This window comes from Arthrobacter sp. HMWF013 (assembly GCF_003061105.1).
Lineage (GTDB): Bacteria > Actinomycetota > Actinomycetes > Actinomycetales > Micrococcaceae > Arthrobacter.
The window spans coordinates 1-11710 of record NZ_QAIQ01000018.1; the positions used below are offsets into that span (position 1 = coordinate 1).

Sequence of the window (11710 nt, forward strand, 5' to 3'; positions counted from 1 at the left end):
GGAATTCCAGAAGAAGCGGTCCTGCAGGACCTCGGCGAAGTTCTCCAGTCCCACAAACTGTCCCTGGCCCTTGAGCAGGTGCCAGTCAAAGAGGCTCACAAAGAATGTGTAGACCAGGGGGAACAGGCCCACGAGGGCAAAGAGGATGAAGAACGGCGCGACGTAGAAGTAGGGGGAAGCCTTGACGTCGAAGATGCTCAGGCGTTGCTTGAAGGTGGGTTGGGGTTTGACCGCAGGCTTTGCGGACCGGTTCAGCGTTGTTGTCATGGGGCTCTCGCAGTCCATCGGGGGGCCTCCCGTCGCGGGAGGCCCCACAGCGGGTCTTGCTAGTTGTTGACGACCAGGTCGTTGAGGAGGCGCACGGCTTCAGACCAGGCTTTGTCCGCATCGGCGGTTCCGGCGTCGAGGGTCTTCAGCGCAGGGCCGAATACGTTTTCCTGGATGACCGAATCATCCGGTCCCTTGAACTGGGCAACTACACCCTTGGCACGGTTGGCCAGGATGGCGCCGGTGGGAGCGTTGTTGAAGAGCACGTTGGGCGTGGCGTCCTGGACCAGCTTTTCCTGGGCCTTGAGGGTGCTGGGGAAGTTGTTGGCTGCCGCGGACTGTTTGACCTGCTGCTCGGGGGCGGTCAGCCAGGCGGCAAGCTTCGCAGCCTCTGCCGGGTGCTCCGAGGTCTTGGGTACGGAGAGGAACGCTCCGCCCCAGTTGGACGCACCGCCGGGGAAGACATCGGCGAAGTCCCACCCGCTGCCGGCACCGCCGCCGGCGGATTCGAGCTGGCCCTTGATGGTGCCAAGCATCCAGCCGGGGCAGACGAACGTGGCAAAGGAGCCGTCAACGAATGCCTTGCCGTCTCCCCAGTCCCACTGGGTCTGGTTGGCTGAGAGTCCGGCGGCGGTTCCGGCGGCCAGCATCCCGAATTTGTCCTTCATTTCGGCGTTGCCGTCGACGTTCAGCTCGCCGTCCTTGGTGTAGTACCCCTCCTCCATCTGGTTCACCATGGAGTTCCACACGAATCCGGACTGGTCGTACCAGGCCTTTCCGGTGGCCGCCTTGTACTGGTTGCCAAGTTCGAAGTATTTCTCCCAGGTGGCGTCCTGCCCACCGAAAAGCTTGGCCACGGATTCGCGGTCGCTGGGAAGGCCCGCTGCCTCGAAGAGTTTTCCGTTGTAGCAAAGACCCTGCGGACCGATGTCCGTGCCGTAGCCGATCACGCGGCCCGCGGGGTCGGTGCCCTGCTGATATTTCCAGTCGACCCAGTTGGCTTTGATGTCCGCCGCACCGTATTCGTTCAGGTCAACGAACTGGTCCGAGACCTCCATGATGGAGCCCAGCCAGCCTTCCTCGATGGCCACTACGTCGCTGAGGCCTGAGCCTGCTGCCAGCTTGGTGAACGCGTCGGTGCGGGCATTCGAGCCGCGGTCGATGTTCGTGGCTTTGATCTTGACTCCGGGGTTTGCCTGCTCGTACTCGCCGTAGAGATCGTTATAGCCGAAGGTCCCGAAGGTGGTAACCGTCAGTTCAACGGGGTTGTCCGCGCTGGCTGCCTTGTCTGAACTGCTTCCGCAGCCGGTGGCCAGCATGGCCAGGGCTGCTGCTCCCGCTATGGCGGCAGCGGTATTTCGTCGTGAGAGTTTCACGGTCACTCCTTTGTGGGGGAAATAGCTCGGGTCTGAGAGAGCGCTCTCTTGCAAGTCCCCCAACACTAAGCGTGGCGCGCATCACTGTCAAGAGAGCGCTCTCTCACGGTTGTTCCGAGTTCTTCAACGCGGGGTCACTTCCGGCCCAAAAACCTCTGTTTATTGGGCCGGGAGTGACCCCGCGTTGGTGCAGACGGACCGGCATACGCTGCCGCTCGCGGGCAATGTCCGTGCCCGCCAGTAGGGTTGAACCCATGGCTACAAAGACAACCCGCGCGTCCAAGGCGCCCGCGTATAAATGCGCCGAGTGCGGCTGGACGGCCGTGAAGTGGGTGGGGCGCTGCGGCGAGTGCCAGGCCTGGGGCACCGTTGAGGAAACCGGCACTGCGGTGGCGCGGACGACGGCGGCCACCACGGTTCTCGAACCGGCCCGCCGGATTGCCGAAGTGGACGCCACCACGGCGGCTTTCCTGCCCACCGGGGTCGACGAACTGGACCGTGTGCTGGGCGGCGGACTGGTTCCGGGCGCCGTTATCCTGCTGGCCGGGGAACCCGGCGTGGGCAAGTCAACGCTGCTGCTGGACGTCGCCGCGAAATTCGCCCGCACCGCGCAGGACGTCCTGTATGTCACCGGTGAGGAGTCCGCGGCGCAGGTGAAGCTTCGCGCCGAACGGATCGACGCCGTCGCCGATTCCCTCTACCTGTCGGCGGAAACGGACCTCGGCCAGGCACTGGGCCAGGTGGAAAAGATCGAACCGCGGCTGCTCATTGTCGACTCGGTCCAGACTCTCAGCAGCGCGGACGTGGACGGCAGCGCGGGCGGTGTCTCCCAGGTCAGGGAGGTGGCCGCGTCCATCATTGCTGTGGCCAAACGGCGCAACATGACCACGCTCCTGGTGGGGCACGTGACCAAGGACGGTTCCATCGCGGGACCGCGGCTGCTCGAACACCTGGTGGACGTGGTCTGCCAGTTTGAGGGCGAGCGCCATTCCCGTCTCCGGATGCTGCGCGCCGTCAAGAACCGTTACGGCCCCACGGACGACGTCGGCTGTTTCGATCTGAACGAGAACGGCATCGAAGGACTCACGGACCCCAGCGGGCTTTTTGTCAGCCGTACCAAGGAGCCCGTCTCCGGCACCTGCATCACCGTGACCATGGAAGGGCGTCGGCCGCTGCTGGCGGAGGTGCAGTCACTGCTTGCTGAAAGCGCCAACTCACAGCCCCGCCGTGCCACCAGCGGGCTGGACAGCTCACGGGTATCCATGCTCCTGGCGGTACTGCAGCAGCGGGCCGGCTGCCTGCTGCACAAGGATGATTCCTACGTGGCCACGGTGGGAGGGGTGAAGCTCAGCGAACCCGCCACGGACCTCGCAGTTGCCCTCGCCGTCGCCTCCGCCAAGGCCCGCAAACCGCTTCCCATCCGGCTGATCGCCTTCGGGGAAGTAGGCCTGGCCGGCGAAGTGCGCCCGGTGCCCGGCATCAACCAGCGGATCCAGGAGGCGCACCGGCTGGGCTTCACCCACGCGGTGGTTCCTGCCAGCCATAACGGCCCGGGCCCCGTTCCAGCCGGCTTCTCGGTCCGGGAAGTGGAACACCTGACGGAGGCTTTGAGCCTGCTGATCGGGTAAGCCTAAGGTTCGTGGCTCAGCGGCTTGAAGGATCTGGCGCCGGCAAACCAGCCGTCGTCGGGCGTTTCGGGCACCTCAGCCGTCCGGTCCCCTGCCGCGCCGTCCACGAGCCGTCCGATCTCGTGGAACGTGCCACCAAAGTAGAGCAGCGGCTCCCGCCCGGTGACGTCGAGGGCGATCACTTCCCCCACCACGATGATGTGGTCCCCGCCGTCGTAAATGTTCCACGGCCGGCATTCAAGGGTGGCCGCATTCCTTGTCAGGATGGGCACATCGCCGTCCAGGGTCCACTCCGGTTCGTCTTCCATGACCCTGCCGGCGAAGTGCCGGGCCACGTCCAACTGGTCAAGGGACAGGATGTTGATGGCAAAAGGGGCGCCCTCCAGGTAGCGGGCTGCCCGCGAGGTACGCGTCAACGTCACCTGGGCAAGCGGCGGATCGAGGGATACCGCGGTGAAGGCATTCACTGTGGCACCGTGCGGCACCCCGTCATCGGCATTGCACGTCACCACCGTGACACCGGTGGCAAACGTGCCGAATGCGTGCCGGAGTTCGTGGGTGTCGAACGGGGCCCCGAGTGCTTCGCTGGTCACCGCAGCCTCCTTGTTGTTGAGTCCGGTCCCAGCGTACTCCGGGCCCCAATTACGCCTTGGTAATCACCAGTGCGACGCTGTGGCCGCCGAAGCCGAACGCGTTGACCAGTCCTGCAGGCGCGGAGCCGGGCGCCAGGGCGCGCACCTTTTCAGTGACGACATTCAGGTTCAGTTCCGGATCGAGCGACTCGACATTCAGGGTTCCGGGGAGCTGCCCGGTCTGCAGCGCCTGGACCACGACGACGGCGGCAAGTGCGCCGGCGCCGCCCAGGAGGTGGCCCGTGTGGCCCTTGGTGGAGGTCACCGGAACGTCGGGACCCAATATTGCGCTGATGGCCTGCGCCTCGAGCCGGTCACCCACAGGGGTGGAGGTGGCGTGCGCGTGGACGAAACCGATGTCCGAGGCTTCCAGTCCGGCCGAGGCCAGGGCCTTTTGCATCACCCGGCGTTGCATGGCGGGATCGGCCGCCACAATGTCGTTGGCATCGGAGGTTACCGAGCCGCCGGCCACTGCGCCAAGCACGGCGGCACCGCGCGCGCGGGCGTGCTCTTCGCTCTCCAGCACCACGATGCCGGCGCCCTCAGCGAGGACAAAACCGTCGCGTGCGCCGTCAAACGGGCGCGATGCGCGCTGCGGTTCCCCGTTGCGGGTGGAGAGGGCACGGATCTGTGAGAACCCGGTAATCACCAGGTCATTGACTGAAGCGTCAACACCGCCGGCGATCACGACGTCGGCAGCCCCTGACCTGATCATTTCGGCGCCCTGGACAATTGCTTCGGCGCCGGACGCGCAGGCGCTGACGGGGGTCCGGGCTCCGCCGCGGGCGCCGAGATCGATGGACACCCAGGCGGCGGGGCCGTTGACCATCAGGCGCGTGAGAGTGTGCGGGGAGACCTTGCGGGGGCCCGATTCGGCAAGGGTCCGGTCCTGTTCCAGGGTGGAGCCCAGTCCGCCGTAGGCAGAGCCGATCACCACGGCAAACCGTTCGGGATCGACGTCGGGGGCACCCGCCTGCTGCCAGGCTTCGCGGGCGGCAATGAGCGCCAGCCGACCGCACCGGTCCATCCGCTTGATTTCGCGGGTGGTGAGGTGCTCGGCGAGGTCGGCAGTGACCTGTCCGGCGATGCGCACGGGGCGCCGCTCGGCCCAGGCCTCCGCCAGTGCGGCGATGCCGGCCTCCCCCGCCACCAGCCCGGACCAGGTTTCCGCGGCAGTGGAGCCGAGCGGGTTGACGGTTCCGACGCCGGTGATCAGTGCGCGTGGTTGAACCGGACCGGGGTGAACTGCAGTCATAGTGCCCTACTTCGCGGGGTTGTGCGTGCCGATCGGCACCAGGGTCAGATCAGGGTGGTTCTTCTCGATCCGGCGCAGGGCCCAGACGTCGTTGAACAGGGCGAGGTATTCGCCGTCGGAGCGCAAAAGCACCTCGGCGCCCGGGACGTTGGCCAGCGCAGGCATGGCCTCCGCCGTCGAAATCCTGGCGATTGAGTACGGCAGGCGTTCGAGCCGCATGGGAGCGCTGAAGTCGTGCGCCATGCGGTCCTCCACCACTTCGAACTGCATGGGGCCGACGGCGGCGAGCACCGGCGCCTGGTCACCCCGGACATCGGAGCGGAGCACCTGGATGACGCCCTCGTGTTCGAGCTGCTCTATGCCGCGGCGGAACTGCTTGAAGCGGCTGGGGTCCTTGGAGCGTGCCACCTGGAAGTGCTCCGGGGCGAACAGCGGGATGGCCGGGAACTCCACAGTGTCCTCGATGAAGAGGCTGTCACCAACGCGCAGCGAGGACGCGTTGACCAGGCCCACGACGTCGCCGGGGTAGGCCTCGTCAATGACCTCGCGTTCGCGGCCGAAGACCTGCTGTGCGTACTTGGTGGCGAACGATTTTCCGGTCCGCGTCTGGGTGACCACCATGCCGCGTTCGAAGACGCCGGAGCAGACGCGGATAAAGGCAACGTGGTCGCGGTGGGCCTTGTTCATGCCGGCCTGGACCTTGAAGACGAAACCTGAGAAGGGCGATTCCACCGGACGGGGGCTGCCCTCAATGTCAGGCCGCGGTGCGGCGGGCGGCGCGAAGTCCACCAGTGCGTCCAGGAGTTCCTTCACGCCGAAGTTCAATGCGGCGGAGCTGAAGAGGATGGGCGTTGCGGTGCCGGCGTGGAAGGCCTCGACATCGAACTCGGAGTTGGATTCGATCACCAGGCCGGCTTCGTCAACGGCGTCTGACCAGTTGCTGCCCTGGCTCTCGGCAGCTTCCTCCGGGGTGAAGTACTCGGTCAGGGCGATGTTGGCGCCGGAGTTGTTGCGCTTGAAACTGGCGAACCTGTCATTGCGGAGGTCCCAGACACCGCGGAAATCACCGGAGATGCCCACGGCCCAGGTCAGCGGCATGGGCTGCAGGCCGGTGCGTTCGGTGAGCTCGTCCATCAATGCCAGCGCGTCAAGGCCGGGACGGTCCCACTTGTTGATCACGGTGATGATGGGCAGATTGCGCTGCTTGCAGACCTCGAACAGTTTCATGGTCTGGGTTTCGAGGCCCTTGGCGGCGTCCACGAGCATCACCGCACAGTCCACGGCGGCCAGGACGCGGTAGGTGTCCTCGGAGAAGTCGGCGTGGCCGGGGGTGTCCAGCAGGTTGATGACGGTGTCCCGGTAGGAGAACTGGAGTGCCGCGGAGCTGATGGAAATGCCGCGGTCCTTCTCCATCTGCATCCAGTCGGAGACCGTTTCCTTGCGGTTGGCCTTGCCGCTTGAGGCACCGGCCGTGCCGATCACCTTTGCGTGCAGCGCCAGGGCCTCTGTCAGCGTGGACTTGCCGGCGTCAGGGTGGGAGATAACAGCGAAGGTCCGACGCCGGGCCGCCTGTTTGTGAATCTCGTGGACTCGGGCGGGGCTTTGGACATCTTGGGACACGGTGCTACTTTCGCTGCGATGGGGTTACCCCAGGCGCTCGGCAGGCCTTGACGGGGAAGCGTGGCTCTCTGACAGCCAAGTTCCAAGTTTATCGCAGCAATGGCTGCACGCCGAAGGGGCACCCGATGGGCGCTTAACACCGGCGAAACAGGTGGTTCAAGCCGGTGAAACGAGGTCCCGCTACGGTGGCCGCATGATCGGCCTCATTTTCTATGACCCCTTTGCCACTCCACCGCCTATCCCGGCAGCGGTCACCAAGGCGCCGCCCAGGCGTCTGACACAGCCCGCGCAGGAGGAGAAAGCGCTCCGGGCCGCGTCGCTGCTGAACGTCAGAGTTGACCTGGAGCGCCTGTCCAGGCAGCGGCCGAAACCCTGAACCGGTTGCCCGGCAGGCCTGCAGCCGGTACGCCGTGGGGGCAGCCGGTACGCCGTGGGGTGGGCACACCGCCGGGCGGCCACCCTATTTGGGCGCGGGCTGGCCGGGGAGTTCGAAGACACCGCAGCCGAAGCCCTCGGCGTGGACCGTTCCGCCGTCGATCCGGACGCCTTCGCCCATAAGATGCCGGGCCGCCGATCCTCCGGGAAGCGCGATGTCTACTTGTGCGGCGCGCCGCAGCGGGTTGACGACGACCAGGTGCGTGCCGTTCCTGACGTACACGAGGGGATAGCCGGTGGAGAGCAGCCTCGTGGGAGTCCTGGTTCCCAGCGCCGGAGTTGATTTGCGCCGCTGAACAAGCCGGCGGACGAAGTGCAGGAGCGAACCCGGGTCCTCGCTTTGCGCCGCCACCGTGGGCCGGTCATGATCGGGGTCCTGGGGCAGATACAGCTCTTCGGGCGGCGCGGTGGAGAAGCCCGCGTTGGCCAGGGCGTTGTCCCATTGCATGGGGGTCCTGCACCCTGCCCGGTTGTACTTAGGCGTCCAGATGCTGCCTTCTTTCTCGGGGGCGTCTTCCAGGTAGCGCATGCCGATCTCGTCACCGAAATAGATGGACGGGATGGAACCCCACGTCAGCAGGAACGTGAAGGCGGCGGGAAGCTGCTCACTTGTCCTGTTCCCGCAGACCAGCCGCGAGAAATCGTGATCCGCCGAAGGCAGCACCACAAGGCGGTCCGGCCCGTTGGTTTCCCGATGGTGGTTCCACAGGCCCAGGAACTTCCCGAAAGCCCGGGCGCCCTCGGCGGGGTCGGCGTCGGGATCGAAATAGCAGGGCTCCGTTTCTTCCTGCCACGGCAGCAGCCCTGCGCCGCCGTTGTTGAAAAGAGCGCTGTGCTCCTCGTGGATCACGAGTGAGAAGTCCGCGTCGAATCCTCCCCGGGCGCCGGCGTCGACCGTCCTCCACTCGTCACTTTCCGGAAGGAGGACCGACTCCGGGTAGGCGCCCTTCATCCAGACCGCCAGTTCCCGCCACAGAGCTGTTGTTTCAACCAAGCCAGGGTCATCCTTGACCAGCGAGAAGGCCATATCCACACGGAACCCGGCCACCCCGCAGCCCAGCCAGTAGCCGATGATCTCGCGAAGTGCCGCCCTGTTTTCAAGGGGTCCCGCGGCATCCGGCAACTGCCGCCATGGCTCGTCCTCAGCCAGCCGTGCGTAGCCGAAATTCAATGCCGGCTGCTCGGGGAAAAAATTCTTGAGATACCAGCCCGGACGGCGTCCCGGCGAGGGGACAAAAGCATCACCGGGACGGCCGGACCAGACGTAGCGGTGGTCGGATCCGTCATTCATGGACGCACGGAACCATGGGTGGTCAACAGAGGTGTGGCCTGCAACGAGGTCCAGCAGTACCCGGATTCCACGTTTCCCGGCTTCCCTGACCAGGGCGGTCATGTCCGCGTTTGTTCCATAGCGGGGCGCGATGGTGAGGTAATCGGACACGTCGTAGCCGGCATCCCGGAAGGGCGAGGCGAAGCACGGATTGAACCAGATCACGTCCACCCCGAGCCACTCCAGATAGTCCAGGTGCTCCAGGACGCCCGGTAGGTCACCGATGCCATCGCCGTCGGAATCCGCGAACGACTGCGGATAGATCTCGTAGATGACGGCGTCCGCCAGCCATTCAGGGGGTGCCGGATAGCCTGCGGCTGCGCCGCTGTCCTCTGCGGGACCCACTGTGGTGCCCACTGCTGCGCCCGGGTTATGCTCATCCATCCGCGTCCACGCTCCCTGTCCGGTTTCCGTTGCCTTCGTGCCAAAGTGCTCCGTCCGGCCAGCCTCCGCCGAACGTGAAATGCGCACTTTAGGGGCACCCCGTATGGGCCACTTTAGGGCTTAACCGTGCGGATATTGCTGATTCTTACCCCTAGTATTGAGGTTGCGGGAAACTGTGTACTTTTGATCCTGCCGGCGGAGGCTGAATCCGGCGTACCTGCAGGCGGCAGCCTGCACCTTTGAAGGGAACACCTATGGCTCGGAGCCCCGAAGAATCGCTCAAGGCGACTCTGGGAAGAGTGGCTCCAGGCACTCCGTTACGGGATGGACTGGAACGCATCCTCCGGGGGCGTACCGGTGCACTGATAGTGCTGGGCATCGACCGGACCATCGAATCCATCTGTTCGGGCGGGTTCGATATCGGCATCGACTTCTCGCCCACACGCCTTCGCGAGCTGGCCAAAATGGACGGTGCGATCATCTGCGACAAGGACGCCGGCAACATCCTCCGCGCCGCCGTCCAGCTCGTCCCCGACTCCAGCATCGAAACCCAGGAATCCGGCACCCGGCACCGCACCGCCGAGCGGGTGGCCATCCAGACCGGCGTGCCCGTGATCTCCGTAAGCCAGTCCATGCAGATCATCGCGCTGTACGTGAATGGCCTCCGGCACGTCCTGGAGGGTTCCGAAAAGGTCCTGGCCCGCGCAAACCAGGCCCTTGCCACCCTCGAACGGTACCGTTCGCGGCTGGACCAGGTGACCAGCTCGCTGTCCGCCCTGGAGATCGAGGCCATGGTGACCGTCCGGGACGTGGCCGTCACCCTGCAACGCCAGGAGATGGTCCGCCGCATCTCCGAGGAAATTTCGCAGTATGTGCTCGAACTTGGCGAGGACGGCCGGCTGCTGTCCCTCCAGCTGGACGAGCTCACCGTGGGCCGCGGCCCCGGCAGCGATGTCATTATCCGCGACTACGCGGGACCGGACGCCTCCGCAGAGGACATCGAAAAAGCGGTCACCGCCCTGGTAAACCTCGGCCCCACCGAGCTGATCGATCTGGGCAAGATCTCCGGCATCGTCGGTTTTGCGGGCGGCGAGGCTAACCTCGACGCCGTGGTGCAGCCCCGCGGTTACCGGCTGCTCTCCGGCCTCAAGGCAGTCCCCAAGGCTGTGGCCGACCGCCTGGTGGACCACTTCGGCGGGCTGCAGTTCCTGATGGCCGCCACCATTGACGATCTGATGACCGTTGACGGGATCGGTGACCAGCGTGCCCGCACCGTCCGGGAGGGCCTGAGCCGGATGGCCGAGGCGAGCCTGCTGGACCGGTTCCTCTAGGATCCGGGGCTCTCCTAGCGCATGCCTTCGCGGCGGATGGCGGTGGCGATTGCCGCTGATCGGGTTTCCACCCCGAGCTTGGCGTAGATGTGCGCAAGGTGCGTCTTCACGGTTGCCTCGGAGATAAACAGCCGCTGACCCAGTTCGCGGTTGCTCAGTCCTTCAGTCAGCAGGCTCAGCAATTCGGCTTCGCGCGGGGTAAGGACTGCGTCCGGATCCCGCAGCTGTTGGAAGAGCCGGGAAGCCACAGGTGCGCTCATGACGCTCTTGCCCTGGACTGCGCCGCGGACAGCTGCAAAGATCTCCTCGGGTGAGGCGTCCTTGAGCAGGTAACCCATCGCCCCTGCGTCCACGGCGCGGACGATGTCGGCATCTGAATCGTAGGTTGTGAAGACGATGATCGCCTGCCGGGCGTTCAGCCGGCGCAACTGCCTGATCGCTTCAATACCGTCAATGCCGGCCCCCATGGCAAGGTCCATCATCACCACGGCGGGGCTGTGCTGTTCCACCAGGACCAGCGCCTCCTCGCCCGAGGCTGCCTCGGCGACCACCTCGATGTCCGGCTTCGTTGCCAACAGCGCCTTCAGGCCGCTTCGGACCACGAAATGGTCATCCACGAGCAGCACTGTTATGACGTTCATGGTTTCTCCCCGGTAGGCAGTTCCGCAGCGACAACGGTCCCTTCGCCGGGGCTGCTTTCAACTGAGAACGTGCCGCCGAGTTGCTCAACGCGCTGCCGCATGGCCCGCAATCCATAGCCCCCTGCGTCCGACGGCGGTCCGAGTGCCGACGGATCGAAGCCCGCGCCGTCGTCGTACACGTCAAGCGTGACGGCGCCCGGCAGGAAACCCAGCGTTACGGTGGAGTTGGCCGCGGACGCATGCAGTGCCACGTTGGCGGCCGCGCTCTGAACCACCCGCAGCAGGGCGTGCCGGGCAGGAGCAGGGACGGGACGGGGCTCACCGGTGACAAGCAGGCGGACACCGGGCAGGTACTGCGACGCCGCTTTGAGGAGGGCATCCGGGAGGGGCGCCGTTTCCAGCCCTGGGGAAGCCAGTTCGTGGACCAGGCTGCGGGTGTCCGCAAGGTTCTGGCGCAACAGGGCGGTGGCAGACCGGACATCCTCACGCGCGGCGGGACCGGGCCAGGAACGGTTGGCGGCCTCGAGGAGGAGAATACTGCTGGCCAGGCCCTGCGTCACGGTGTCGTGGATTTCCCGGGAAACCCTCTCCCGCTCCTGAATGCTGCCCGCCTTGCGCTCGGTGGCCGCGAGATGTTCCTGGGCCAGGGAAACCGCGGCATGCAGGCGGCGTTGTTCGGCAGCGTCATCTTCAATGCGGTCGTAGATCAACGTCAGGATGACGCCCACGGCCAGGGGACCCAGGAGCATCGCCACATCGCTGCCGCCGCTGAGCCGGAACAGTCCAACGGCGGTAGCTGCCGCCGTTGGAC

The 11710-nt window shown here is 65.6% G+C and carries 10 protein-coding genes and 1 pseudogene; 3 read left to right on the forward strand and 8 right to left on the reverse strand.

Annotated elements, in window-relative coordinates; genetic code table 11:
- Positions 1-267 (reverse strand): annotated as a pseudogene (locus DBR22_RS00780) (sugar ABC transporter permease); the annotation flags it as partial.
- Positions 268-326: 59 nt separating this feature from the next.
- Positions 327-1586 carry an ABC transporter substrate-binding protein gene (locus DBR22_RS00785; protein WP_108597348.1) on the reverse strand — a complete coding sequence of 420 codons (1260 nt, stop codon included), beginning with the start codon at positions 1584-1586 and terminating at the stop codon, positions 327-329.
- A gap of 311 nt (positions 1587-1897) precedes the next feature.
- Here DBR22_RS00785 and radA point away from each other — a divergent pair, with 311 nt between their 5' ends.
- The gene (gene radA / locus DBR22_RS00790; RefSeq protein WP_108597339.1) at positions 1898-3271 is read left to right on the forward strand and encodes a DNA repair protein RadA; all 1374 of its coding nucleotides are present in this window, start codon (positions 1898-1900) and stop codon (positions 3269-3271) included.
- Positions 3272-3273: 2 nt separating this feature from the next.
- Here the strand turns inward: radA and DBR22_RS00795 are convergent, their stop codons facing one another.
- Genes DBR22_RS00795 through DBR22_RS00805 form a run of 3 tightly spaced genes read right to left on the reverse strand, consistent with a single transcriptional unit; the run spans position 3274 to position 6778 of the window.
- Positions 3274-3864 (reverse strand): flavin reductase family protein, encoded by a 591-nt coding sequence (locus DBR22_RS00795; RefSeq protein WP_108597340.1) that lies wholly within the window; start codon positions 3862-3864, stop codon positions 3274-3276.
- Between the two features lie 49 nt (positions 3865-3913).
- Positions 3914-5158, reverse strand: a complete 1245-nt coding sequence (locus DBR22_RS00800; RefSeq protein ID WP_108597341.1) for a beta-ketoacyl-[acyl-carrier-protein] synthase family protein — start codon at positions 5156-5158, stop codon at positions 3914-3916.
- 6 nt (positions 5159-5164) lie between these two features.
- Entirely contained in the window at positions 5165-6778 is a 1614-nt protein-coding gene (locus DBR22_RS00805; protein WP_108597342.1) for a peptide chain release factor 3, read from the reverse strand.
- A gap of 193 nt (positions 6779-6971) precedes the next feature.
- On the opposite strand from DBR22_RS00805, the gene DBR22_RS23650 reads away from it, so the two are divergent.
- On the forward strand, positions 6972-7154 hold the full coding sequence (locus DBR22_RS23650; RefSeq protein ID WP_108597343.1) for a hypothetical protein: 183 nt from the start codon (positions 6972-6974) through the stop codon (positions 7152-7154).
- 84 nt (positions 7155-7238) lie between these two features.
- On the opposite strand, the gene DBR22_RS00815 is transcribed toward DBR22_RS23650, so the two are convergent.
- Positions 7239-8927 (reverse strand): alpha-amylase family glycosyl hydrolase, encoded by a 1689-nt coding sequence (locus DBR22_RS00815; protein ID WP_108597344.1) that lies wholly within the window; start codon positions 8925-8927, stop codon positions 7239-7241.
- Positions 8928-9181: 254 nt separating this feature from the next.
- On the opposite strand from DBR22_RS00815, the gene disA reads away from it, so the two are divergent.
- A complete protein-coding gene (gene disA, locus DBR22_RS00820) occupies positions 9182-10258 on the forward strand; it encodes a DNA integrity scanning diadenylate cyclase DisA (RefSeq protein ID WP_108597345.1) in 1077 nt (358 codons plus the stop codon).
- Between the two features lie 14 nt (positions 10259-10272).
- Here disA and DBR22_RS00825 read toward each other — a convergent pair whose 3' ends face one another.
- Both DBR22_RS00825 and DBR22_RS00830 read right to left on the reverse strand, forming a co-directional pair.
- On the reverse strand, positions 10273-10899 hold the full coding sequence (locus tag DBR22_RS00825; RefSeq protein ID WP_108597346.1) for a response regulator: 627 nt from the start codon (positions 10897-10899) through the stop codon (positions 10273-10275).
- On the reverse strand, positions 10896-11710 hold an 815-nt coding region (locus DBR22_RS00830), incomplete at its 5' end, for a sensor histidine kinase (protein ID WP_108597347.1). The genes DBR22_RS00830 and DBR22_RS00825, both read right to left, overlap by 4 nt.